General features: G+C 66.8%; 21 protein-coding genes and 1 tRNA gene. 13 read left to right on the top strand and 9 right to left on the bottom strand.

Annotated features, from left to right (window positions below; translation table 11 throughout):
* Positions 1 to 77: 77 nt before the first annotated feature.
* On the bottom strand, positions 78 to 1,487 hold the full coding sequence (locus tag AC1IQ6_RS24460; RefSeq protein ID WP_102775802.1) for a M23 family metallopeptidase: 1,410 nt from the start codon (positions 1,485 to 1,487) through the stop codon (positions 78 to 80).
* A gap of 278 nt (positions 1,488 to 1,765) precedes the next feature.
* Between AC1IQ6_RS24460 and tyrS the strand changes: the two genes are divergently transcribed.
* The 4 genes from tyrS (at position 1,766) to nrdR (ending at position 5,896) form a co-directional block, all read left to right on the top strand.
* Positions 1,766 to 2,995, top strand: a complete 1,230-nt coding sequence (tyrS, locus tag AC1IQ6_RS24455) for a tyrosine--tRNA ligase (protein ID WP_102775803.1) — start codon at positions 1,766 to 1,768, stop codon at positions 2,993 to 2,995.
* Positions 2,996 to 3,069: 74 nt separating this feature from the next.
* Positions 3,070 to 3,726: a YbhB/YbcL family Raf kinase inhibitor-like protein gene (locus AC1IQ6_RS24450; RefSeq protein ID WP_102775804.1), complete on the top strand. Its 657-nt coding sequence runs from the start codon at positions 3,070 to 3,072 to the stop codon at positions 3,724 to 3,726.
* 266 nt (positions 3,727 to 3,992) lie between these two features.
* Positions 3,993 to 5,243, top strand: a complete 1,251-nt coding sequence (gene glyA / locus AC1IQ6_RS24445; protein WP_102775805.1) for a serine hydroxymethyltransferase — start codon at positions 3,993 to 3,995, stop codon at positions 5,241 to 5,243.
* A 173-nt stretch (positions 5,244 to 5,416) separates the two neighbouring features.
* Positions 5,417 to 5,896, top strand: a complete 480-nt coding sequence (gene nrdR / locus AC1IQ6_RS24440; RefSeq protein WP_102775806.1) for a transcriptional regulator NrdR — start codon at positions 5,417 to 5,419, stop codon at positions 5,894 to 5,896.
* Between the two features lie 13 nt (positions 5,897 to 5,909).
* Here nrdR and AC1IQ6_RS24435 read toward each other — a convergent pair whose 3' ends face one another.
* Together AC1IQ6_RS24435 and AC1IQ6_RS24430 are read right to left on the bottom strand one after the other, a co-directional pair.
* Entirely contained in the window at positions 5,910 to 6,872 is a 963-nt protein-coding gene (locus tag AC1IQ6_RS24435) for a GlxA family transcriptional regulator (RefSeq protein WP_485865418.1), read from the bottom strand.
* 9 nt (positions 6,873 to 6,881) lie between these two features.
* The gene (locus AC1IQ6_RS24430; RefSeq protein ID WP_102775808.1) at positions 6,882 to 7,445 is read right to left on the bottom strand and encodes a cysteine hydrolase family protein; all 564 of its coding nucleotides are present in this window, start codon (positions 7,443 to 7,445) and stop codon (positions 6,882 to 6,884) included.
* A gap of 192 nt (positions 7,446 to 7,637) precedes the next feature.
* On the opposite strand from AC1IQ6_RS24430, the gene ribD reads away from it, so the two are divergent.
* The 5 genes from ribD to AC1IQ6_RS24405 all read left to right on the top strand — a co-directional run bounded on the left by ribD (position 7,638) and on the right by AC1IQ6_RS24405 (position 14,471).
* The gene (gene ribD / locus AC1IQ6_RS24425; protein ID WP_485866599.1) at positions 7,638 to 8,753 is read left to right on the top strand and encodes a bifunctional diaminohydroxyphosphoribosylaminopyrimidine deaminase/5-amino-6-(5-phosphoribosylamino)uracil reductase RibD; all 1,116 of its coding nucleotides are present in this window, start codon (positions 7,638 to 7,640) and stop codon (positions 8,751 to 8,753) included.
* 752 nt (positions 8,754 to 9,505) lie between these two features.
* Positions 9,506 to 11,422 (top strand): PrkA family serine protein kinase, encoded by a 1,917-nt coding sequence (locus AC1IQ6_RS24420; RefSeq protein WP_479731833.1) that lies wholly within the window; start codon positions 9,506 to 9,508, stop codon positions 11,420 to 11,422.
* A gap of 12 nt (positions 11,423 to 11,434) precedes the next feature.
* Positions 11,435 to 12,694 (top strand): YeaH/YhbH family protein, encoded by a 1,260-nt coding sequence (locus tag AC1IQ6_RS24415; RefSeq protein ID WP_102775810.1) that lies wholly within the window; start codon positions 11,435 to 11,437, stop codon positions 12,692 to 12,694.
* Positions 12,691 to 14,244 carry a SpoVR family protein gene (locus AC1IQ6_RS24410; protein ID WP_102775811.1) on the top strand — a complete coding sequence of 518 codons (1,554 nt, stop codon included), beginning with the start codon at positions 12,691 to 12,693 and terminating at the stop codon, positions 14,242 to 14,244. Before AC1IQ6_RS24415 ends, AC1IQ6_RS24410 begins: the two co-directional genes overlap by 4 nt.
* 136 nt (positions 14,245 to 14,380) lie before the next feature.
* A tRNA-Ser gene (locus AC1IQ6_RS24405) sits at positions 14,381 to 14,471 on the top strand.
* A 76-nt stretch (positions 14,472 to 14,547) separates the two neighbouring features.
* Here AC1IQ6_RS24405 and AC1IQ6_RS24400 read toward each other — a convergent pair.
* From AC1IQ6_RS24400 to AC1IQ6_RS24385, 4 genes are all read right to left on the bottom strand, one after another.
* Positions 14,548 to 14,901 (bottom strand): hypothetical protein, encoded by a 354-nt coding sequence (locus tag AC1IQ6_RS24400; RefSeq protein ID WP_485865417.1) that lies wholly within the window; start codon positions 14,899 to 14,901, stop codon positions 14,548 to 14,550.
* A 91-nt stretch (positions 14,902 to 14,992) separates the two neighbouring features.
* A complete protein-coding gene (locus AC1IQ6_RS24395; RefSeq protein ID WP_111826724.1) occupies positions 14,993 to 16,897 on the bottom strand; it encodes a PhoX family protein in 1,905 nt (634 codons plus the stop codon).
* Between the two features lie 164 nt (positions 16,898 to 17,061).
* Positions 17,062 to 18,351 (bottom strand): TolB-like translocation protein, encoded by a 1,290-nt coding sequence (locus AC1IQ6_RS24390; RefSeq protein ID WP_485865416.1) that lies wholly within the window; start codon positions 18,349 to 18,351, stop codon positions 17,062 to 17,064.
* A 20-nt stretch (positions 18,352 to 18,371) separates the two neighbouring features.
* Positions 18,372 to 19,358, bottom strand: a complete 987-nt coding sequence (locus AC1IQ6_RS24385; protein ID WP_485865415.1) for a Bug family tripartite tricarboxylate transporter substrate binding protein — start codon at positions 19,356 to 19,358, stop codon at positions 18,372 to 18,374.
* 137 nt (positions 19,359 to 19,495) lie between these two features.
* Between AC1IQ6_RS24385 and AC1IQ6_RS24380 the strand changes: the two genes are divergently transcribed.
* Complete coding sequence (locus tag AC1IQ6_RS24380; RefSeq protein WP_102775817.1) at positions 19,496 to 20,407, top strand: LysR substrate-binding domain-containing protein; 912 nt, start codon at positions 19,496 to 19,498, stop codon at positions 20,405 to 20,407.
* 5 nt (positions 20,408 to 20,412) lie between these two features.
* Here AC1IQ6_RS24380 and AC1IQ6_RS24375 read toward each other — a convergent pair whose 3' ends face one another.
* A complete protein-coding gene (locus AC1IQ6_RS24375) occupies positions 20,413 to 20,643 on the bottom strand; it encodes a hypothetical protein (protein ID WP_102775818.1) in 231 nt (76 codons plus the stop codon).
* 187 nt (positions 20,644 to 20,830) lie between these two features.
* Here AC1IQ6_RS24375 and AC1IQ6_RS24370 point away from each other — a divergent pair, with 187 nt between their 5' ends.
* From AC1IQ6_RS24370 to AC1IQ6_RS24360, 3 genes are all read left to right on the top strand, one after another.
* Positions 20,831 to 21,769: an NUDIX hydrolase gene (locus AC1IQ6_RS24370; protein ID WP_485865414.1), complete on the top strand. Its 939-nt coding sequence runs from the start codon at positions 20,831 to 20,833 to the stop codon at positions 21,767 to 21,769.
* 82 nt (positions 21,770 to 21,851) lie between these two features.
* Positions 21,852 to 22,736, top strand: coding sequence for a carboxylating nicotinate-nucleotide diphosphorylase (nadC, locus tag AC1IQ6_RS24365; protein ID WP_111826720.1), 885 nt, complete (start codon positions 21,852 to 21,854; stop codon positions 22,734 to 22,736).
* 25 nt (positions 22,737 to 22,761) lie between these two features.
* A complete protein-coding gene (locus AC1IQ6_RS24360; RefSeq protein WP_485865413.1) occupies positions 22,762 to 23,748 on the top strand; it encodes a tripartite tricarboxylate transporter substrate binding protein in 987 nt (328 codons plus the stop codon).
* Here AC1IQ6_RS24360 and AC1IQ6_RS24355 read toward each other — a convergent pair.
* Positions 23,745 to 24,428, bottom strand: a complete 684-nt coding sequence (locus AC1IQ6_RS24355; protein WP_102775820.1) for a tellurite resistance TerB family protein — start codon at positions 24,426 to 24,428, stop codon at positions 23,745 to 23,747. The two genes, AC1IQ6_RS24360 and AC1IQ6_RS24355, sit on opposite strands and share 4 nt — an antisense overlap.
* Positions 24,429 to 24,563: the final 135 nt, after the last annotated feature.

Genomic DNA, 24,563 nt, shown 5'->3' with positions numbered 1-24,563 from the left:
TCACGGGATGGCCTCTCGCAATAAAAAAAGCGGCCGCGCAGTGATCGTGCGGGGCCGCCTTCGGGGTGACGTCTTGCCTAGCGGCTGGCCACGTTGGTCAGCGCGTCGGGCAGAGTCTGCTGGAACTGGGTCAGCAGCTGGATCTGCTGCTTGTACGGGGCCACAGCCTGGTTGAACGCGCGCACTTCGGCGGGTTCCAGGCTGCGCGCCACGGGCAGGTCCACGGCCAGCGGGTCGACCGGCTGGTTGGCCACGCGGAACTCGTAGTGCAGGTGCGGGCCGGTGGCCCAGCCGGTGGAGCCGACGTAGCCCAGCAACTGGCCTTGCGAGATCTTCGCGCCCTTGGTGATGCCCTGGGCGATGCGGCTCTGGTGCGCGTACAGCGTCGAGTACTTGCCGTGGTGCTTGACGATGACCACGTTGCCGTAGCCGTTCTGCCAGCCGGCGAATTCGACCGTGCCGTCGGCGGTGGAGTGGATCGGGGTGCCGGACGGCGCCGCGTAGTCGACGCCCTTGTGTCCCGTCCAGGTCTTGTGGATGGGGTGCATGCGCATGCCGAAGGTGGAGCTGATGCGGCTGAACTTCAGCGCGGTGCGCAGGAAGGCGCCGCGCAGGCTGGTGCCGTCGAAGTCGTAGTACGAGCCGCTCTTGTCGTCGGGGCTGAACCAGACGGCGCTGTAGGTCTTGCCGCCGTTGATGAATTCCAGCGCCAGCACGCGGCCGGCGCCGGCGTAGCGCCCGTCGTGCGAGCGCACTTCGTAGACCACGCGGAACTGGTCGCCCTGGCGCAGGTCGCGCAGGAAGTCGATCTTGGCGCTGAGGATGTCGGCCATCTGCATGGTGACCGAATCCGGGATGCCGGCCTCGTCGGTGGCGCCGAACAGCGAGGAGCGGATCGTGCCCACGGCCACGCGGGTCTGGCGCTCGGTGTTTTCGGTGACTTCCTCGGCCTTGTAGCTGTCGCCCGACGGCGCCACATGCAGCAGGCGCGTGACGATCTGGCCGTCGGCCTCGTTGCCGGGGGTGTGGATATAGCGCAGCCAGAGCAGCTTGCCGTCTTCGTCGGTCGCGGCCTGCACGGAGCGGCCGGGGTACAGCTTGTAGATGCTGCGGGCGCTGGCGTCGTGGGTCAGGAAGGCCTGCAGGTTGGGCGCGTCCAGGTCCAGGCGCTGCAGCACGGCCGACAGCGTGTCGCCCGGGCGGATGCGGGTCTCGCTGATGTAGGGCGCGGCGCTGGGGGCGCTGACTTCGACCTGCTCGGCGCTTAGCGGCAGGACGCTGCGGATGATGCGCGACGGGGGGAGTTCGGTGCGGTCGGGTTGCTGCACCATGCCGAGGGCGGCGGCGCCGGCAAACAGGCCGAGTGCGGTGACGAGAAGAGTGCGACGGAAAAGTCCCGAGCGGTGCGGCTTGGGTTCTACGGGCGCAAACAGGGCAGCAACTTTGCGCTTGATGCTACTCGCCAGTTCGTGGAGGCCACGAGTCATCGTGAAGTTACCCTCTCAGGTGGCAGGAGCTCGCAGGGTGCGTATGCGGACATACCCTCGCGCGCCACGGTTTCCGGGGCAAGGGCAGGCGCGAGGCGCATCTTGTGAACAACGGGTGAGTGAAACGGAAAAAACCGGGGTAAAGCGGCCGCAACTGCGTATAGCTGGCAATTGCGTATGATTAGGGCGGTATCCTAGCCGATTCGGCTAGAATTTTCGATAGTTTTCGTCACTTTTTACACCTTTTTGTCGGCCAAAGCCGCGTCAGTCCCCCTGCCATGTCATCCTCAGAAGCCCCCATCACTCCCGAAGTCGAAGCCGATCTGCGTATAGCCCAGCGTGGCTGCGACGAACTCCTGGTCGAATCCGAGTTCGTCCGCAAGCTGGCCCGCAGCCGCGCCACCGGCGTGCCGCTGCGCATCAAGCTGGGGCTGGACCCCACCGCGCCCGACATCCACCTGGGCCACACGGTGGTGCTGAACAAGATGCGCCAGCTGCAGGACATGGGGCACAACGTCATCTTCCTGATCGGCGATTTCACCTCGACCATCGGCGACCCCAGCGGCCGCAACAACACCCGCCCGCCGCTGACCCGCGAGCAGATCGAGGCCAACGCCCAGACCTATTACGCCCAGGCCAGCCTGGTGCTGGACCCGGCGCGCACCGAGATCCGCTACAACTCCGAGTGGTGCGATCCGCTGGGCGCGCGCGGCATGATCCAGCTGGCCTCGCGCTACACCGTGGCGCGCATGATGGAGCGCGAGGACTTCACCAAGCGCTTCAAGAACGGCGTGCCGATCTCGGTGCACGAATTCCTGTATCCGCTGATGCAGGGCTATGACTCGGTGGCGCTGAAGTCCGATCTGGAGCTGGGGGGCACCGATCAGAAGTTCAACCTGCTGGTCGGCCGCGAGCTGCAAAAGGAATATGGCCAGGAGCCCCAGTGCATCCTGACGATGCCGCTGCTGGTGGGCACCGACGGCGTCGAGAAGATGTCCAAGTCCAAGGGCAACTACATCGGCATTTCGGAGTCGCCCGACTCCATGTTCGGCAAGCTCATGTCGATTTCCGACACGCTGATGTGGCGCTACTTCGAGCTGCTGTCGTTCCTGTCGCTGGACGCGATCGCCGCGCTCAAGCAGGAAATCGACGGCGGGCGCAACCCGCGCGACGCCAAGGTCATGCTGGCCCAGGAAATCATCACGCGCTTCCACTCGGCCAAGGCCGCCGAAGAGGCCCTGGCCACGTTCGAGGCCCGCTTCCGCGACGGCGCCATTCCCGACGACATCCCCGAAGTGAACATCGGCGGTGCGCCGGTGGGCATACTCAAGCTGCTGCGCGAAGCCGGCCTGGTGGCGTCCGGCTCGGAGGCGCAGCGCAACGTGGAGCAGGGCGGCGTGCGCGTCAACGGCGACCGCGTGGAAGACAAATCGTTGCAATTGCCCGCGGGGTCTTACGTGGTCCAGGTGGGCAAGCGCAAGTTCGCGCGTGTTAATTTGAAGCCGTGACAATCAGGATTTGATACCCTGTGAGCGTACGGGCAGGGGCTGTGGGGCCTTTGCGGCAAATCTAGGAGCACGACATGGAACTCTCGAGTTTGTCCTTTTCCGATCACGAGTCGATTCCGGAGCGCTACGCTTTCGGCAAGATCGATGCGCAATCGCACGTCGCGCTGGCAGACAACTACAACCCGCAGTTTTCCTGGGACGACGTCCCGGCGGGTACGCAGTCGTTCGCCCTGATCTGCCACGATCCCGACGTCCCCTCCAGTCCCGACGACGTCAACCAGGAAGGCCGCGAAGTGCCGGCCGACCTGCCGCGCGTGGACTTCTTCCACTGGGTGCTGGTGGACCTGGCCGCCGACATGCGCGAAATCGACGAAGGGGCCTTCTCCAACGGCATCACGCCGCGCGGCAAGGGCGGCCCGCTGGCGCCCATGGACACGCGCCAGGGCATCAACTCGTATTCCTCGTGGTTCGCCAATGACCACGACATGAGCGGGGATTATTTCGGCTATGACGGCCCGTGCCCGCCCTGGAACGACGCGCTGGTGCACCGCTACGTGTTCACCCTGTACGCGCTGGACGTGCCGACCCTGAACCTGCAGGGTTCGTTCACCGGCGAGGACGCGCTGCGCGCCATGCAGAACCACGTGCTGGCCAAGGCCTCGCTGACCGGCACCTACACGCTCAACCCCAGGCTTGCGCCCAAGCAGATCGGCGCCACCTCGGCCTCCTGAGGCCGCGCCGCCGGAAAGGGGCCGCTTTATGCGGCCCTTTTTTTCTTGCCGGCTTGCATGAAAGTTCCTCAAGCCGGCTTGAGGCGTTTTGCCGTACGCGCCGCGATGCCGTGGTTTTCGCGCCCGTCGCGGCATTTTTGCCCGGGTTGCGCGCATTTTGGCGGCAATTTGCCCGGCCCGACGCGGTAAACTATCCGCCATTGTCCGGGTTTACCCCGTCCGACGCCGTTTTCCTCTCTTTCTTACCGTCTCAGGAACCCCCCGTCATGTTTGACCGCAACCTCACCCTGTCCAAGGCTGACCCGGACGTTTGGGCCGCCATCCAGAAGGAAGACGTGCGCCAGGAGCAGCACATCGAGCTGATCGCTTCGGAAAACTACGCCAGCCCGGCCGTCATGGAAGCCCAGGGCACGCAGTTCACGAACAAGTACGCCGAAGGCTACCCGGGCAAGCGCTACTACGGCGGTTGCGAGTACGTGGACGTGGTCGAACAGCTGGCCATCGACCGCCTGAAGCAGATCTTCGGCGCCGAAGCCGCCAACGTGCAGCCCAACTCGGGCTCGCAGGCCAACCAGGGCGTGTACATGGCCGTCCTCAAGCCGGGCGACACCGTGCTGGGCATGAGCCTGGCCGAAGGCGGCCACCTGACCCACGGCGCTTCCGTCAACGCCTCGGGCAAGCTGTACAACTTCATCTCGTACGGCCTGGACGAAAACGAAGTCCTGAACTACGCCCAGGTCGAGCAGCTGGCCAAGGAGCACAAGCCCAAGCTGATCGTCGCCGGCGCCTCGGCCTACGCCCTGCACATCGATTTCGAGCGCATGGCCCGCATCGCCCACGACAACGGCGCGCTGTTCATGGTCGACATCGCCCACTACGCCGGCCTGGTCGCCGGCGGCGTCTACCCCAACCCGGTGCCGCACGCCGACTTCGTCACCTCGACCACGCACAAGTCGCTGCGCGGCCCGCGCGGCGGCGTCATCATGATGAAGGCCGAGTACGAAAAGATCATCAACTCGGCGATCTTCCCCGGCATCCAGGGCGGCCCGCTGATGCACGTCATCGCCGGCAAGGCCGTGGCCTTCAAGGAAGCGCTGGAACCCGAGTTCAAGACCTACGCCGAGCAGGTCGTCAAGAACGCCAAGGTCCTGGCCGACACGCTGGTCAAGCGCGGCCTGCGCATCGTTTCCGGCCGCACCGAAAGCCACGTGATGCTGGTGGACCTGCGCTCCAAGGGCATCACCGGCAAGGAAGCCGAAGCCGTGCTGGGCCAGGCCCACATCACGGTCAACAAGAACGCCATCCCGAACGACCCGGAAAAGCCCTTCGTGACCAGCGGCATCCGCCTGGGCACGCCGGCCATGACCACCCGCGGCTTCAAGGAAGCGGAAGCCGAGCTGACCGCCAACCTGATCGCCGACGTGCTGGACAACCCGCGCGACGAGGCCAACATCGCCGCCGTGCGCGCCCGCGTCAATGAACTGACCGCGCGCCTGCCGGTCTACGGCAAGAAGTAAGCCCGCCTGCGGGCCGCGCGCCCGCACTGGCCTGGCTAAGGGACGGTCCCGCAAGGCGCCGTCCCTTCGCTTTTTTTGCGGGCCCCGGCCTTGCGGCCTGGCCTGTATGGATGGCTGCGGGTCGCCGTTACAATATGCTTAACTATTGCCTCCAGCGCCTTTAGGGATCACACATGCGGTGTCCATTTTGCGGCAATGCCGAAACGCAGGTCGTCGACAGCCGGGTCTCCGAAGAGGGCGACGCCATCCGGCGTCGCCGCCGCTGCCTGTCCTGCGACAAGCGGTTCACCACGTATGAACGGGTGGAGCTCGCCATGCCTTCGGTCGTCAAGCGCAACGGCAGCCGCAGCGATTACGATCCCGGCAAGCTGCGCGCCAGCCTGAGCCTGGCGCTGCGCAAGCGGCCGGTCAGCACCGAAGACGTGGACGCCGCGGTCGCCCGCATCGAAGAGCAGCTGCTGGCCAGCGGGCTGCGCGAGGTGCCCACCGAGCAGATCGGCGAACTGGTCATGAACGAGCTGCGCAAGCTCGACAAGGTGGCCTACGTGCGCTTCGCCTCGGTCTACAAGAGCTTCGAGGATATCGGCGAATTCGTCGAGGCCATCCGCGAGATGCAGGGCCCGCTGCTGCCGGGCAAGCTGCGCAAGGACTAAGCGCCCCGTCCCGTCAGTGTTCGGCCGCCGCGCGCGCCAGGCTGGGGGTGAGCGGCTGGAACTTGCGCCAGACCCGCCGCATGTGCTGGGCCGAGCCAAAACCCGATTTTTCGGCCACGCGCTCCAGGTCCAGCCGGGTGTCGCGCAGCAGGTCGCGCGCCAGCGCCACGCGTATCTGGTAGAGATAGTCCATCGGCGTGCAGCCCGCGTGCTCGCGGAACAAACGGGTCAGATGGCGCACGCTGGTATGCGCGTGGTCGGCCAGCGATTGCGCCGACCACGGCGCCGCCGGATCGCGGATCACGGCGTCCTGCACCCGGTGCACGCCCGGATGCAGGTGGCTGCGGTGGTCCAGCCAGGGCGACAGCGCCGAATCGGTGCCGGCGCGCCGCTGGTAGACCACCATGTCGCGCGCCACCTCGCTGGCCACCCGCGGCCCGCAATGGCGCGACACCATGTGCAGCGCCAGGTCGATGCCGGCGGTAATGCCGGCGCTGCTGACCAGTTTGCCGTCCTCGACGAAGATGCGGTTGTCGTGCAGCCGCGCGCTCGGGTCTATGGCCGCCAGCTGCTGCAGGCAGCTGTGGTGCGTGGTGCATTCGCGCTGCCGCGTCAGTCCGGCGCGGGCCGCGAACAGCGCGCCCGCGCACACGGTCATCAGCGTGAAGCCGTCGGCCGGGTGGCGCTGCGCGAGCCACTCGATGATGGCGCGGGCCTGCGGCTCGTCCAGGCGCGTGGGCTGGCCCACCACGCCCGATACGATGACCAGCGCGTGCGCCGGCAAGGCTGCCGGCAGCGGCTTGACCTGGGCCAGGTGCAGGCCGGGCAGGCCGCTCTCGACCTCGCGCGACGGGCCGCAGAAATGCAGTTCGAACGCGCCGGGGCAGAGTTTGTTGGCCACGCGGAACGCTTCGGCCGGGCCGGCCACGTCCAGCAGGACGACGCCTTGCGACAGCACGAAATACACCGGCACCATGCGCGGCTCCTAGCCCGCCAGCGCGTCGGCGGCCCGCGCGATGCGGGCGAAGCGCCCCTGCAGCACCAGTTCGGTGCGGTCGCGGATCTCGGCCGGCGTGTAGTTCTTGCCGGACGGGCTCTGCATGGCGAAAGTCAGCGTGGCGTCGGTCGGGAATACGACCTTGAAACCGGCGTCGCTGGCGTGGCGGGCCGTGGTTTCGCAGCACTGCTCGGTGCGGATGCCGCAGACGATGACGCCCTCGATGCCGTGCTCGCGCAGCCAGTCGTGCAGGCTGGCGCCGTCGGCGTCGACCGCGTAGAGCGAGGAATGCACGGTCTTGTGGAACACGGCGGAGGGGGCGAGGTGCAGCTCCTTCAGCGTGCGCACGTGGCCGGAAGCCAGCGAGAACGGGTTGGCCGGGTCGTTGGCGGCGCTGGTGTGGAACACCTGCAGCACCGGCATGTCGCGGGCGACGGCGGCGTCGATCAGGGACTGGATCTGCCCGAGGAACGCCGGATATTCCGTTTCGTCCCAAAACGGACGCAGCCGGAAAGATTCTTGTACGTCGATGACGATCAGCGCTTGTTTCATGGACCGGCTCCAGGCAATGGAATAAAAAGGGGTGTAGCGACAGTTTTACTGCAATCCCGGCGCCGCCGGCGCGCCGCGAAAGACGCCTATCGGCCCAAAACGGACATTCACTGGCGGCCCCGTCGCAGGCGGCCGGCGCGGCATACAATCCTGGGCATGATGACCCCGAGCGACCCCGACGACGTTTTCTGGATGCGACGCGCGCTGGACCTGGCGCGCACCGTCATGTACTCCACCGCGCCCAACCCCCGGGTCGGCTGCGTGATCGTGCGCGACGGGCGCGTGCTGGGCGAAGGCGCGACCCAGCCCCCCGGCGGTCCCCATGCCGAAGTCTGCGCCCTGCGCGACGCGCAGGCGCGCGGCGAGTCGGTGGCCGGCGCCACGCTGTACGTGACGCTGGAACCCTGCAGCCATTACGGCCGCACGCCGCCGTGCGTGGACGCGGTGCTGGCGGCGCGTCCGGCGCGCGTGGTGGCGGCGCTGGGCGATCCGAATCCGCTGGTCAACGGGCAGGGCCTGGCGCGGCTGCGCGAGGCCGGCATTGCGGTCACCACCGGCGTGTGCCGGGAAGAAGCGCTGGCGGTCAACGCGGGCTTCATTTCCCGCATGAGCCGCGGGCTGCCCTGGGTGTGGATGAAAATGGCGGCCTCGCTGGACGGCCGCAGCGCCCTGCATAACGGCGTATCGCAATGGATCACCGGCGCGGACGCCCGCGCCGACGGCCATCGCTGGCGCGCGCGCAGCTGCGTGGTGCTGACCGGCATGGGCACCGTGCTGAAGGACGACCCGCAGCTGAACGTGCGCGGCGTGGATACGCCGCGCCAGCCGCGCAAGGCGGTGGTCGACGGCCGCTTCGAGATCCCCGAGCACGCCAGGCTTTTCGACGGCGCCGAAGTCATCGTCTTCACCGCCCGCGACGACGCGGCCAAGGCCGCGCGGCTGCATGCCATGAACGCGCGCGTCGTGCCGCTGCCCGGCGCGACGCCGGACCGGGTGGACCTGCCGGCGATGATGCGCTGGCTGGCGGCCGAGCAGATCAACGAAGTGCACGTGGAGGCCGGCGCCGGCCTGAGCGGCGCGCTGGTCGCGGCAGACTGCGTCGACGAACTGCTGCTGTACATGGCGCCGGTGCTGCTGGGCGATGCCGCCGGCATGGTGCGGCTGCCGATGCTGGAGCACCTGGAAGCCGCCCGTCGCTACGAATTCATCGACGCCGAACGGGTGGGCGCGGACCTGCGCGTGCGCGCCCGGGTCGCCGAAACGTGGCGCCAGCTCATGCAGCGCGTGGAATTGCCCGCGCTGTCCTGAGGCCCATAAACCGCACTGGCGCAAGGGCTGCTAGCACTCGGCATGTGCGGCTGCCAGCCGCGCAACGCCGCGCGCGCGATGCGATGACGCCAAATTCGCGAGCTTTTATCCGCATGTTTCGTGCCGCCGATGCGCGCCGCCGCGCATGCCAAGATACGGACTATTTTGGGCATTGCGCAAAATGAATTGCCACAAAACCTTCAATTGGCTATAGCATAGGCACATGACTAGGCGATACGTCCTGAAGGCTTAAACCGCTCAGTGCCACATGCCCTCGTCACCACGGATTCCCGTGCCGCGTTATCGGCGCTTTTTCACGACCGGAGCGGCACGCTGCTGAACGAAGACGCCACGCGCCGTTCAGACCGTCCGCTGCCATCGCATAGCGGGCGCATCGGGTTTGGCCCGAATCATAAGAATCCTCGGGATATCGCTCTTCCCTTCAAATCATTGCCGAGCATTTCATTGCAGGCGCGCTTATCGTGCGCGCATACGGCGATATGCTGACAGCGAATGAGCGAACATTCTTCACGTAAGTTGCAATCCCTGACGGAACTTGTGTCCGAAGGGTGCAGCCTAAACGGAAAGGGCCTGATCGTGCTCATGGTTGATGTGTGGCGAAAGCAACATACCTTCCGGCCAACAATGCATATCGCGAGATTGTCTAGTAATGCGCGAGCGCTGAGGCACAATGGGGACACGTAGGGACGTATTGGATTTTTCGCGTGTTGTAGGAGGTTTCCGTGCAAAACATCGTCGAAGGCTTCAAGTCGCAGTATGCAAAAGAGCAGGAATCAGAACTCTCCCTCGAGGAGTACCTGAATCTCGCGAAACGCGATCCCATGGCGTACGCCAGTCCCGCTGAGCGCATGCTGGCCGCGATCGGCGAACCCGAGATCGTGGATACGCGTAACGACCCACGTCTTTCCCGTTTGTTTTCCAACCGGACCATCCGGCGCTATCCGGCGTTCCAGGAGTTCTACGGCATGGAGGACGTGATCGGGCAGATCGTTGCGTTCTTCAAGCACGCGGCCCAGGGACTGGAGGAGCGCAAGCAAATCCTGTATCTGCTGGGGCCCGTGGGCGGCGGCAAGTCGTCCATCGCGGAGCGGCTCAAGGCCTTGATGGAGACCTATCCCATCTATGCCTTGAAGGGCTCGCCGGTCAACGAATCGCCGCTGGGCCTGTTCCATCCGGAACGGTTCGGCGACATGCTGGAAAAGGAATACGGCATTCCGCGCCGCTACCTGACCGGCATCATGTCGCCGTGGGCCGTCAAGCGCCTGAAGGAATACGACGGCGACATCTCGCAGTTCCGGGTGGTGCGCCTGAATCCGTCGGTGCTGCGCCAGACCGCCATCGCCAAGACCGAGCCGGGCGACGAGAACAACCAGGACATCTCCTCGCTGGTCGGCAAGGTCGACATCCGCAAGCTCGACCGCCATTCGCAGGACGACCCGGACGCCTACAGCTATTCCGGCGGCCTGTGCCTGGCCAACCAGGGCCTGCTCGAGTTCGTGGAGATGTTCAAGGCCCCGATCAAGATGCTGCACCCCTTGCTCACGGCCACCCAGGAAGGCAACTTCAAGGGCACCGAAGGCTTCTCCGCGATCCCGTTCAACGGCATGATCCTGGCCCACTCGAACGAATCGGAATGGCAGACCTTCCGCAACAACAAGCACAACGAGGCGTTCCTCGACCGTATCTACATCGTCAAGGTGCCGTACTGCCTGCAGGTGTCGGAAGAGGTCCGCATCTACGAGAAGCTGCTGCAGCACAGTTCGCTGTACTCGGCGCCGTGCGCCCCGGGAACGCTGGACATGATGGCGCAGTTCTCGGTGCTGACGCGCCTGAAGGAACCCGAGAACTCCAGCATCTACTCGAAGCTGCGCGTCTATGACGGCGAAAGCCTGAAGGACGTGGACCCGAAGGCCAAGGCCTTGCAGGAATACAAGGACTACGCGGGCACCGACGAAGGCATGGCCGGCGTCTCCACGCGTTTCGCCTACAAGATCCTGTCCAGCGTCTTCAACTACGACCAGACCGAAGTGGCCGCCAACCCGGTGCACCTGATGTACGTGCTGGAGCAGCGCATCGGCCGCGAGGACTATCCCGACGAAATCCGCCGGCGCTACCTTGAATTCATCAAGGGTTACCTGGCGCCGCGCTATGCGGAATTCATCGGCAAGGAGATCCAGACCGCCTACCTGGAGTCGTACTCCGAGTACGGCCAGAACATCTTCGACCGCTACGTGACCTTCGCCGACTGCTGGATCCAGGACGAGGAATTCCGCGACCCGGAAACCGGCGAAAGCTTCGACCGCAGCGCGCTCAACGACGAACTGGAAAAGATCGAAAAGCCGGCGGGCATCGCCAACCCCAAGGACTTCCGCAACGAGATCGTCAACTTCGTGCTGCGGGCGCGCGCCAACAACAACGGCCGCAACCCCACCTGGACCAGCTATGAGAAGCTGCGCGAAGTGATCGAGAAGAAGATGTTCTCGAACACCGAAGACCTGCTGCCGGTGATTTCGTTCAACGCCAAGGCCTCGGCCGAGGACAAGTCGAAACACCAGAGCTTCGTCGATCGCATGGTGGAAAAGGGCTACACGGAAAAGCAGGTCAGGCTGCTGTGCGAGTGGTATCTCCGTGTGAGGAAGTCCTCCTGAGCGAGGTGAATCATGAATTCACTGATCGATCGCCGTCTCAACGGGCGCAATAAAAGCGCCGTCAACCGGGAGCGTTTTCTCCGGCGCTACAAGGACCAGATCCGCAAGGCGGTGCACGGGATGATCCGCGACCGCTCGATCCAGGACATGGACCAGGGCGGTGAAATCAACCTGCCCGCCCGCGACATCTCCGAGCCGACCTTCCGGCACGGCACGGGCGGCGACCGCGAGATCGTGCACCCCGGCAACCGCGAGTTCGCCAAGGGCGACACCTTCGACCGGCCGCAGGGCGGGCAGGGCGAGGGCGGCTCCGAGCCGGGCGAAGGCGAATCGGTGGACCAGTTCACCTTCAGCCTGTCGCGGGCCGAGTTCCTCAACCTGTTCTTCGAGGACCTGGAGCTGCCCCACATGGCGCGCACGCAGCTGGGCGAGGTCAGCCAGAAGAAGTGGCAGCGCGCGGGCTACACCACCACCGGCTCGCCCAGCATGCTGAGCATCAGCCGCACGCTCAAGTCCTCGCTGGCGCGGCGCGTCGCGCTCGGCGTCAAGGCCCGTGCCGACCTCGAGGACGCCGAAGAACGCCTGGCCAAGGCGCGCGAGGCGGGCGCCTCCGCCGCCGAAATCCAGGTGCTCGAACAGGAAGTCGAGGACTGTCGCGAGCGCCTGGCGCGCGTGCCGTTCCTCGACGACCTGGACCTGCGCTACCGCAACCGGGTGTCGGTCGCCATCCCCATGGCGCGCGCCGTCATGTTCTGCCTGATGGACGTGTCGGGCTCCATGGACGAAGGCAAGAAAGACCTGGCCAAGCGCTTCTTCTCGCTGCTCTATCTGTTCCTGTCGCGCAAGTACGAGCACGTGGACCTGGTTTTCATCCGCCACACCGACAACGCCGAGGAAGTGGACGAGCAGACCTTTTTCTACGACCCCAAGAGCGGCGGCACCATCGTGCTGTCCGCGCTGGAGCTGATGCGCGACATCCTCGAAAAGCGCTATCCGCCGGGGTCCTGGAACGTCTATGCGGCGCAGGCCAGCGACGGCGACTCGTTCGGCGCCGACGCGGGCAAGAGCGCGCGCTTTTTGGCCGAGCACCTGCTGCCGGCCACCCGTTACTTCGCCTACATCGAAGTGCCCGACTCGCAGGAGGCGCGCAAGAGCAGCCTGTGGGCCGAATACGAACAGAAACTGGAGCCGCATTTCGTGATGCGGCGCATCTGCGAACGCAGCGAAATCTTTCCTGTGTTCCATGATCTGTTCAAGAAGGAGACCGCATGAACACCCACGTCGGAGCACTCGTGGAGCCGGAGACCGCCGGCGGCGCCCGGCCGATCTCCCAAGGTTCCGAATGGACGTTCGAACTGATCCAGTCCTATGACGAGGCGATCTCCAAGGTCGCCGCCGAATACGGCCTGGACACCTATCCGAACCAGATCGAGGTGATCACCTCGGAGCAGATGCTGGACGCCTATGCCTCGGCCGGGCTGCCCATCGGCTATCCGCACTGGTCATACGGCAAGGAGTTCATCCGCAACGAGCAGTTCTACCGTCGCGGCATGCAGGGCCTGGCCTACGAGATCGTCATCAACTCCAACCCCTGCATCTCGTACCTCATGGAAGAGAACTCCATGACGATGCAGGCGCTGGTGATCGCGCACGCCTGCTACGGGCACAACTCCTTCTTCAAGGGCAATTACCTGTTCCGCCAGTGGACCGACGCCGACGGCGTGCTGGATTACCTGGTCTTCGCCCGCAAGTACGTGATGTCCTGCGAGGACCGCTACGGCATCGACGCCGTGGAGGCGGTGCTGGACTCGTGCCACGCGCTCTCGCACCACGGCGTGGACCGCTACAAGCGTCCCACCCCGATCTCCTACAAGGAAGAGGCCGCGCGCCAGGCCGAGCGCGCCGAGCACGCCCGCCTGCAGTACAACGACCTCTGGCGCACCCTGCCGCGGCTCGAGGACGAAAAGGACACCCGCGTCGAGGCCTCGGTGTTCCCGCCCGAGCCCGAGGAGAACCTGCTGTACTTCATCGAGAAGTACTCGCCCAAGCTCGCGCCCTGGCAGAAGGAACTGGTGCGCATCGTGCGCAAGATCGCCCAGTACTTCTACCCGCAGACCCAGACCAAGGTCATGAACGAGGGCTGGGCCACGTTCTGGCACTACACCATCCTCAACCGGCTGCATGAAAAAGGCCTGGTCAACGACGGCTTCATGATGGAGTTCCTGCAAAGCCACACCAATGTCGTCAGCCAGCGCGGCTTCGACGAACGCGGCTACGGCGGCATCAACCCGTACGCGCTGGGCTTCGCCATGATGTCGGACATCCGCCGCATCTGCGAAGCGCCCACGCCCGAAGACCGCCAGTGGTTCCCGGACATCGCCGGCGGCGACTGGCTGAAGACGCTGGACTTCGCCATGCGCAACTTCAAGGACGAGTCCTTCATCTCCCAGTACCTGTCGCCGCGCCTGATCCGCGAGTTCCGCTTCTTCGCCATCTCCGACCACCAGGCCAACCCCAAGCTCGAAGTCGCCGCCATCCACGACGACGAAGGCTACCGCGACATCCGCCGCCTGCTCGCCGCGCAGCACAACCGCGACAACCAGGTGCCGGACATCCAGGTGGTGCGCTTCAACCGCGACTCCGACCGCTCCCTGGTCCTGCGCCACCTCAAGACCCGCGGCCGCCCGCTGGCCGGCGAGGACGCCGAACAGGTCATGAAGCACCTGGCGCGCCTGTGGGGCTTTCGCGTGCGCCTGGAAGAGACCGAGACCGACGGCACCGTCAGCTCCTACCGCGAACAGGACCCGCCCGCCGCCACATAGAGGCCGAAGCGCAACGAGGGGGAACGCTACGGCGTCCCCTATTTTTGCAGCCCTTGCCGCGCCCGCGCGCAATCTGCTAGAATCGCGGATTCGCATTTTTCGCAGCGGCGAATGCCGCCCGCGCAAGACGCAGATAGGACAGGTGGCCGAGTGGTTGAAGGCGCACGCCTGGAAAGCGTGTATACGTGAATAGCGTATCGGGGGTTCGAATCCCCCTCTGTCCGCCAGGAATTCATAAAAGCCCCTGATCTCGATGAGATCAGGGGCTTTTTGTTTGGATGTGGGGCACGCGCGCCTACGAAGTCAGGCAAGCGTTTTGCGGGAATAACTCACGCTGAAAGCCTGCGCGGCCGTTTGCTTGAGCGTCACGTCCGCGCCCGGGCGAAACAGCCGGGCCGCGCTCAATGCCGTCAGGAACAGCGGGCCGAGCAATGGAATGGCGCCGATGGCCTCGTAGCGCAGGTTGTAGAAAGGATTGGCGGGTTCGTACAGCACCCGGCTGGTCAGTCCGGCCTGGGCGATCGCGTCCTGCGCGAGGCGCAGGGTGGCATCCATGTCCGCCACGTTTTCGAGAAAGAAATCCTCGCGCCGGCCGAACAGGGACCGCAGTTCGTCGTCGCTCAGCCGGTCCATGAAGTAGGTGTGCGGGTAGGGCATGGCAGTCGGGCTCCGCTGGGCCATGGGCCATGATAGCCCGGACTGCACATGCCCGGCGCGCCCGGCCCGCGAGGACCGGGCGCGCCCTGGCTCAAGCGCCGACAGGTTTACCGTCGGTGCGGCGCACGACGATCGTGGCCGAGCGGGCGTCGCCGCCGCCGGCGCGCAGCGTGTTCCAGCTGGCGTTGGGGTGCTGGATGTTGATGAAGAACGTCGTCAGGTCGGGCGTGTAGGCGATGCCGGTGATTTCGCAGCCCAGCGGGCCGACCAGGAAACGCTTGGATTCGCCGGTCTGCTGGTCGATGTAGTACATCGAGTTGTTGCCGAAGAAATCGGTGGTCGACGTGCCGGTGCCGGCGTCGGTCTGCACCCACAGGCGGCCCTTGGGGTCGACGCGGATGCCGTCCGGGCTGGAGAAGGTGTCGCCGTTGACGTTGCCGGTCAGGTTGGGCGCCGCGCCGTCGGCGGGGTCGCGGCCGGCCAGCAGCAGCAGGTCCCATTCGAAGGTCGTCGCCAGCGGCGAATCGCCGCGCTCGTGCCAGCGAATGATCTGGCCGTGCGAGTTGTTCACGCGCGGGTTGGCGGCGCTGGTGCGCTGGCGGCGGCTGTTGTTGGTCAGCGTGCAGTACACGGTCTTGTCCACGCCGACCGTGATCCACTCGGGGCGGTCCATCAGCGTGGCGCCGGCCACGCGGGCGGCGGCCTGGGTCTTGACCAGCACGTCGGCCTGCGTGTTGAAGTCGACCAGCGTGCCGGTGATGACGGTGCCGCTGGCGACCTGGGTGAAGTTGCCCGGATCGGTGGCGCCGGTCGTGAGGTTGTTCTTGCCCACGGTCAGCTCGACCCAGTTGCCGCTGCCGTCGTCGTTGAAGCGCGCGGCGTACAGCGTGCCTTCGTCGAGCAGGTTCATGTTGTTGGCGCGGTTGGCCGGGTCGTAGGGCTTGCTGGGCACGAACTTGTAGATGCAGCCGGGCGTGGTGTCGTCGCCCATGTAGAACGCGACGCGGTTGTTCTCGTCCAGCATGTAGGCCGTGTTCTCGTGGCTGAAGCGGCCCATGGCGGTGCGCTTGACGGCGGTCGAGCCGGGATTCTGCGGATCGATTTCCACCACCCAGCCATAGCCTTCGTCGGCCGGCTGGCCGGCGTCGCCGGACTTGTAGTGGTAGTTGTTCAGCGTTTCTTCACAGGTCAGGTACGTGCCCCACGGCGTGTTGCCGCTGGAGCAGTTGTTCAGGGTGCCGACGACGGTGGCACCGACCACCGATTTGGCCGGGCCGCTGACGTTGTAGACCGTGTTGCCGGTGTAGCGCTTGTTGTAGCGCGAGTCGGTCTTGACCGACCACTTGCCGTCGGCGGCGCGGGCGATTTCGACGACGGATACGCCGACGTTCGACAGCCGGGTCTTCAGGCCTTCGACGCTCTGGTCCAGGGTGGCGTCGTCGAGGGCTTCGTGGTTCACCACCAGCAGGCCGCCCTGGTTGGGGTCCACGCCTTCGAGCGGGTAGAAGTGCATGCCATCGTGCTGGCCGCCGGACTGGGTTTCGGTGGCGGGGTAGGACTGCGGAATGCCGGTGTAGCCGACCGAACCGATCACGCACTTGTCGCCGGCCGAGTACAGCACCTCGGCCACGTAGCCTTCGGGCACCGTGACGGTGTCGGCGACGATCTTGTCTTCCAGGGGCTTGAACGTGACGGAGTAGTCGGGGCCGGCCGGCTCCGGTTCCGGCGTCGGGGTGGGCGTGGTGCCTTCGCCGGTGTCGCCGCCGCCGTCGCCGCCGTTGGAGGGCGCGTCGTCGTCATCGTCATCGCCGCCACAGGCCGTCAGCAGCGAGGAGGCGCCGAATACCGACAGCATCGACAGGCCGAAGCTGTTCTTCAACAATGTGCGGCGTTCCGGGTTCGCGGCGACGATGTCTTCCAGCATCTGGCCCGGAACCGTGACTTCTCCCTGGGCTTCACGGTGGGGGGCGCGCAGTTTGTCGGTCAAGTAGGACATTCCAACCTCAATAGAGTAGCGAACAATTCGCTAAGTTATTTGTCAGGATTGCGGCAGCGAGGTTAGAAGCTGCGCATGACACCGGGGTGACGGATGGATGAATTCCAGATGCCGCGTTCACATTCTGGCGGGAGGCTCGGCCCGCGAGTAGCGGGCCGGTGGGATTACATCGTTTGGAGAGACTGGCCGACGATGGGAGCGACGTCCAGCACGTACATCTGGCGTTCGCCTTCATGCACGGAGTCGATGCAGACCTGGGTGCCGTCGCGGCTCCAGCGGGGATGCAGGTCGCAGCGGTTTTCCTTGGACAGCGCGGGATCGGCGTAGAAGCTGCCCAGGGCGTGGCGCTGGCCGCTGTGCATGTCGTAGAGGAACAGCACGCGCTCGTGGGTGCGCGAGTCGGGATAGGTGTCGCTGAGCAGCCAGCGCGGGTTCACCGGCGAGAAGGTCATGTGGCCGTTCTCGGTCAGCACGCCGTCGCCCACGACCTCGACGCGGCCGTCGGGCGCGTCCTCGTAGAGGTGGTAGTGGATGCTGCCGGCGTGCGGGCCCCAGACGATGATGCTGCGGTCGTCGCGCCACAGCGGATGCGAGATCTGGTATTCGGACTTTTCGTAGTCGAAGGTGCCGACCGCGGTGGGGTCGAAGTCGTCGGCCAGCTGCGGCAGCGGATGGTCGGAGCATTCCAGCAGGCGCATGTCGCTGCCGTCGGCGTTCATGGTGATCAGCCGGTGCAGAAAGCAGGTCTCGTCCTCGACGCGTTCGGTCCAGCGGTGCAGGAACAGGATGCGGGTGGAGGACGGGTTGACCTCGATGTGGCTGACCCAGTGGATGGCGCGCGCCATCGAAGCGCGCGGATGGAAGTTGCGCAGGTCGGCGTAGCTGACCAGCAGCCGATGCTCGCCGCTGTCCAGGTCGAGGCGGCGGATGCCGTCGTCGGCCGGCGCATTGGCCACCGGGCCGGGCGCGTGTTCGCTGTAGCCGATGGTCTGGTGCGTGATGTAGAGCCGGCGGTAGTCCACGCAAAGCGCGTAGCGGCTGTCGGGCGCGGCCACGTAGATGGGTAGCGGCAGGATGCGCGTCTGGCCGGTGGCGAGGTTGTGGATGGCCGAGCGGAAGCCGGGATACACGCCGCTGTCGTCGCCGCTGCGGCAGTTGTAGATCAGCTGCGGTTCGGCCAGGCCGTCTAGCCATTGCAGCTGGCAGCCCATCTGCCAGTTCCATGCCGTGGTGGTCCCCACGGCATGGTAGCGGTCGCCGTCGTGCAGGTCGAAGTAGCCCACTTCGGCGCTCAGTTCGGGCGTGAGCCGGGCGTCCTTGAAGGCGGTGCGATTGGCCAGCAGATAGCGGCCGTCTCGGTGCCAGACGGTTTTGTTGTAGTAGCCGAAGAAATGGTGGTGCGGCGTGGCGCCCAGGCGGCGGCAGGCGGTGGACGTGGCAAGCATGCGGTTCATGAGAATCAAGGGTGCGGCGCTCAGCCGGCGGTGATGTGTTCGGTTTCGATGACTTTGTTCCAGCGGGCGCGCTCGCGTTCGACGAACTCGCGCGCTTCGGCCGGGCTGTTGCCCACCGGCGTCATGCCCAGGCGTTCCAGGCCGGCGCGGAAGGCCGGGTCGGCGTAGACGCGGCGCAGGTCCGCGCTGATTTTTTCGATGAGGGCGTCGGGCACGTCCTTGCTGGCGGCCAGCGTGGTCCACGAGGTCACCGTCAGGCCGGGCAGGCCGGCTTCGGCGGCCGTGGGCACGTCGGGCAGGGCGGGCGAGCGCGTCGCGCCCGTGATGGCCAGGGCCTTGAGCTTCTTGGCCTCGATATAGCCGATGGTGGTGGGCACGTTCTCGAAGAGCAGCTGGATCTGGCCGCCCAGCAGGTCATTGGTGGCGGCGGAGCTGCCGCGGTACGGAATGTGCACGATGGGCGCCTGCGCGGCCATTTTGTAGAGTTCGCCGACCATGTGCACCGACGAGCCCACGCCCGCCGAACCGAAGTGCAGCGTCTCCGGCTGGGCGCGCGCCAGCGCGGTCAGTTCGGCCAGGGTATTGGCCTGCAGCGAGGGGTTGGCCACCACCACGTGCGGCATTTCGGCCACGACGGTGATGAGCTTCAGGTCCTGCGCCGGGCGGTAGTTGAGGCTTTTGTAGACGCCGTAGGTGGCGTGCAGGCCGATGGAGCCCAGCAGCAGGGTGTAGCCGTCCGGGCCGGAGTCGGCCACGAACTTGCCGCCGATGTGCCCGCCGGCGCCGGGCCGGTTCTCCACCACCACGGACTGTCCATAGAGCTTGCCCAGGTGCTCGGCCAGCAGCCGGCCCTGGATGTCGGAGCTGCCGCCCGCGGTGAACGGCACGATGATGCGGATCGGGTGGTCGGGATAGTTGGCCTGGGCCTGCGCGGCCAGCGGCGCGGCGGCGGCGCTGGCCAGGCACAGTGTTTGAACGAGCTTGCGCCAGTAGCGGCTGGGATTCATGGGGCTTCCCCTGGAAAGTTGGGATCGCGGGCGCGTCTGCCGGCGCCCTGGGAAGCCCAGTGTAGGAGGCTGCATGTATTTGAAAAAATTCTTTTTTACGCATAGGCTATGCAGAATTGCCATACTCTATGCCGCCCATGAGCCGACCGCTGAATTTCCGCCAGATCGAAGCCTTCCACGCGGTGATGCTGGCCGGCACCACCACCGGCGCGGCGCAGATGCTGCGCACCACGCAGCCGTCCATCAGCCGCCTGCTGGGCCAGGTGCAGCAGGCCAGCGGCCTGAAGCTGTTCGACATGGAGCGCGGCCGCCTGCGGCCCACGCGCGAGGCCAAGGACCTGTTCGATACGGTCAAGCGCCATTTCGTGGGCCTGGAACGCATCGAGGACCGCCTGGCCGCCATGCGGCGCAGCGGCAGCGGCGTGCTGCGGCTGGCCTGCACGCCGGCGCTGGGCCTGGGCGTGCTGCCCGGCGCGGTCGAGGCGTTCGCGCAGCGCTATCCCGAGGTCCACATCAATATGCAGACCATGGGCAGCCAGTACCTGCGCGAGGGGCTGCTGCACGGCACTTACGACGTGGTGGTGACGGCGGCGCCGCTGGACGGCGCGCTGCTGGACCTGCACGTGCTGCACGAGAGCGAGGCGGTCTGCGTGATGCGCCCGGACCACGCGCTGGCCGCGCAGGACGGCATCGACATCCTGGACCTGAACGCGCGCAGGCTGCTGGTGCTGAACGCGGACGACGACGTCTACCTGCAGTTGCGCGGCGCGATGCAGGCCCACCGCGTGCAGCCGGCCTCGGAGATCGAGACCACGTATTCCTCGACCATCTGCGCGCTGGCGGCCGCCGGCCACGGGCTGGGCGTGGTCAACCCGTACATTGCGGCGGTGTTCGCCGACCGGCTGGCGATACGTCCGTTCACGCCGCGCCTGCCGGTCCGCGTGTGCATGGCCTATCCGGCGCAGACGGCGGTATCGACGGTGACCGAGGCGTTCGTCGAGATCCTGGCGCAGCGCTTTCGCGACCCGGGTATCATCTCGCCATCCTGACGGGCTCAGCCCTTGCGCTGTTCGTACGAGGTGTCGAGCAGGTCGTCCTCGGGCGTGATGATGCCGGGTTCGCCGGGCTCCACGATGGCGCGTCCGCGCCGCGGCATGCCGGCGACCAGCGGGTTGCGTTCGTCGGGCATGGGCATGATTTCAGTGCCTTTGCGCGGATCGGCGGGGACCGGTTTCTCGGCTTCGGCGGGTTTGGCGAGGTTGGGATCTGGGGCAGTTTTCAACATGATGATTGCTCCGCTTGCGGGCGCCCCGGGATGGCGGCGCGCCTGATTCCACATCCATCTTAGGCCCGCGCGGCGCCGCCGTGGCGCGTCAGGCTGTCACGTTTGCAAGGGGCTGTTGCAGCGCCCGAACCTTATAATTTGCCGCGCCGCCCGGACACCGGGCTTCACTCTTTTCCACACGCCTACTTTGACCGAATCCGCCGAACGCTCCCTTCATGCAGAACTCGTCGCCGTGCTGGTCGCCGTCACCAACGGCGAGCCGCGGGTGCTGACGACCGAGGATGCGCGCGCGTTGCCGGCCGGGCCGTTCGAACTGTCGCACCGTTCGCTGCAGGCCGGCCTGCGCGCCTGGGTCGAAGCGCAGACCCATCATCCGCTGGGCTATGTGGAGCAGCTCTATACCTTCGCCGACGGCGACCGTTCCGACGAATCGGGCGCGCGCGTCATGTCGGTGAGCTACCTGGGCCTGACGCGCGAGGCCGGCGAGACCGGCGTGGCGCAGGTGGGCTGGCAGGACTGGTATCGCTATTTTCCGTGGGAGGACCGGCGCGCCGGCACGCCCGCGCTGGTCGAGGAACTGATCGTGCCGCGGCTGGCCGCCTGGTGCGAGGACAGCGCCGACGCGGCCCTGCGCAAGCGCCGCCGCCAGCGCGCGGCGGTCACGTTCGGGCTGGATGGCGCGTCCTGGAACGAAGACATGGTGCTGCAGCGCTACGAACTGCTGTTCGAGGCCGGGCTGGTGCCCGAGGCGGCGCGGCGCGGCCGCGGCAGCGGCAGCGGCGACGTGGTGCCGGGCGAGCCCATGCGCCACGATCACCGCCGCATCCTGGCCACCGGCATCGCGCGGCTGCGCGCCAAGATCAAGTACCGGCCGGTGGTGTTCGAACTGATGCCCGAACAGTTCACCCTGTTGCAGCTGCAGCTGGCGGTGGAGGCCCTGGCCGGACGCGGCCTGCACAAGCAGAATTTCCGCCGCCTGATCGAGCAGCAGGCGCTGGTCGAGGAAACCGGCGAGATGGCCACCGGCACGGCAGGGCGGCCCGCCAAGCTGTTCCGCTTCCGGCGCGACGTGCTGATCGAACGCGCCATCGCCGGCAGCAAACTGCCGCTGTCGCGCGCGCTCTGAGGCTTGACACGGTTTATGCTCGGTCTTAGCATAAGTGTTGCGCAATCGTTGCGCGCCTTTTTTTACTCTCAAAATACTCAAAATGAGCATTAAAGCCGCAGCCTCATCGACCGTCTCCCGACTGGCCGTTCCCCCCTTGCCGGAAGTCATGCTGGAGCCGCTGGTGCGCGCGGCGCTGCTCGAAGACCTGGGCCGGGCGGGCGACCTGACCACCGACGCCATTGTGCCGGCCGACGCCATCGCCGAGACCCGGCTGGTGGCGCGCCAGGACGGCGTGCTGGCCGGGCTGGACCTGGCGCGCCTGGCGTTTCGCGCGATGGACCCGGGCATCGAATTCGCGGTGTCCCAACGCGACGGCGCGGACCTGCGGCCCGGCACGGAAATCGCGCGCATCCGCGGCAACGCCCGCGCCATGCTGAGCGCCGAGCGCGTGGCGCTGAATTTTCTTTGCCACCTGAGCGGCGTGGCCAGCGCCACGGCCTCGATCGCGCGCGCCATCGCGGGCTACGGCGCGCGCGTGACCTGCACGCGCAAGACCATGCCGGGCCTGCGCGCGGTGCAGAAGTACGCGGTGCGCGTGGGCGGCGGCAGCAACCATCGCCACGGCCTGGACGACGCGGTGCTGATCAAGGACAACCACATCGCCCTGGCCGGGGGCGTCGCCATCGCGGTCGAGCGCGCCCGCGCCGGCGTCGGCCACATGGTGAAGATCGAGCTGGAAGTGGACACGCTGGAGCAGCTGGAAGTGGCGCTTTCGCTGGGCGTGGACGTGGTGCTGCTGGACAACATGAGCCTGGACGACCTGCGCCGCGCCGTCGCCATGGCGCGCGGCCGCGCCATCACCGAGGCCTCGGGCCGCATCACGCCCGAAACCGCGGCGGCGGTGGCCGCCACCGGCGTGGACCAGATCGCCGTGGGCTGGATCACGCACAGCGCCAAGGTGCTGGACATCGGCCTGGACGCCTGAGCCTCGCAATCAACCGGTCCGCAAGATGAAACGCCTGCTGCGCGCCCTGGCGCCGATGCTCGTCCTGTCGCTGGCCGCCTGCGGCAACCCGCCGTCCGGCGAAGCGCCCAAGGACGCCGCCTATCCTGCCCATCCCATCACCATCGTCGTGACCTTTCCGCCCGGCGGCGGCACCGACCTGCTGGCGCGCCGCATCGGCGCCGAGCTGCAGGAGACGCTGGGCCAGCCGGTGGTGGTGGAAAACCGCCCCGGCGCCAGCGGCAATATCGGCGCGCGCGTCGTGGCCGAGTCGCCGCCCGATGGCTATACGCTGCTGATGGTCAACAGTTCCTTCGCCATCAACCCCGGGGTCTACCGCCATCTGGGTTTCGATCCGGCGCGTGACTTCGCGGCCGTCATCAACGTGGCCTTCGTGCCTTCGGTTTTCGTGGCGCCGGCGCATTCCGGCCTGCGCGGCCTGGACGACGCGCTGGCCGCCGCCCGCGCCGGCCAGCCGCTGCCGTTCGCGTCCTGCGGCAACGGCACGCCGCAGCACCTGGCCGGCGAGATGCTGGCGCGCGCGGCCGGCGCGTCGTTGCAGCACGTGCCCTACAAGGGCTGCGGGCCGGCGCTGACCGACGTCACGGCGGGCCAGGTCGCAATGGGCGTGGTCACCGCGTCCAGCGCGGCCCCGCTGATCGCGGCCGGCAAGCTGCGGGCCCTGGCCGTCACGTCGCCGGCGCGCTCGCCGCTGATGCCGACCGTGCCCACGGTCGCGGAGCAGGGCGTGCAGGGCTACGCGCTGGACCAGTGGCATGGGCTGCTGGCGCCGGCGGCCACGCCGCCCGCGGTGGTGGCCAAGCTGAATGCGGCGGTGGCGCAGATCGTGCAGCGCCCGGCCATGCAGGCGGCGCTGCGCGAACAGGGCTTCACGCCCGCCACCAGCACGCCGCGCGAGTTCCAGGACATGATCGCCGCGGACATGCGGCGCTACGGCGCGCTGACCGCCGCGATCGGGCTGCGCGCGGACTAGGCGGCCGCCGTCCGGGCGTGCTGCTCCAGCTGTTCCTTGAGGCCGGGCTGCAGCTTGAGCTGGCGCGCCAGTTCGTCCAGGTAGGCGCGCTCCATATAGCTTTCCTCGTCCACCACCAGCAGGCTGGCCAGGTACATTTCGGCGGCCATTTCGGGGGTCTGGGCCGACCGGGCCACGGTGGCCGGGTCCAGCGGACGCGAGAGTTCGGTTTCCAGCCATTGCCGGTCCTGCGCGTCGGAGGACAGCTTGGCCAGCTCGGTTTCGAGCAGGGCGCGTTCTTCCGGGCCGATGTGGCCGTCGGCCTTGGCCGCGCCGATCATGGCGGTGAGCACGGCGGTGCTGTGCTGCTCGGCCTGCGGGGCGGGCAGGCGGTCCAGCGTCTGGGGGGCGGGGGCAGCTGCGCCGCCGGCCTGGCTGCGCTGCCAGTCGCCATAGGCGCGGTAGGCCAGCGCGCCCAGCGCCGCCATGCCGCCGTACATGGCGACCTTGCCGCCGATCTTGCGGGCCTTCTTGCTACCCAGTAGCAGCCCCAGCGCGCCCGCGCCGAGCGCGCCGCCGCCCAGGCCGGTCAGGAAGGACGAGCCCTTGCCGCCCGTGGCGTTCTGCACGCGGCTGGTGGTGTCGGAAAGCAGGCCTTGCCCGGACTGCAGCAGTTGATCGAGGAGTTGTCTGGCGCTCATGCGGCCCCCTATAGGTGTATTCCGGATAGAAATATCCGACCGTGTCCGCATCAGGAAGTTCAGCGTCCAGTCAGGTGTGGCGCAGCGCCGCCTGGTGTTACAACGTCGATTGGGGCCGCCGCGGCGGCCATCCAC

The sequence above is a fragment of the Achromobacter sp. MUI-25009338 genome (genome assembly GCF_057359325.1).
Note: the sequence above shows the minus strand (reverse complement) of the source record. Positions and strands in the feature narration are given on the sequence as shown.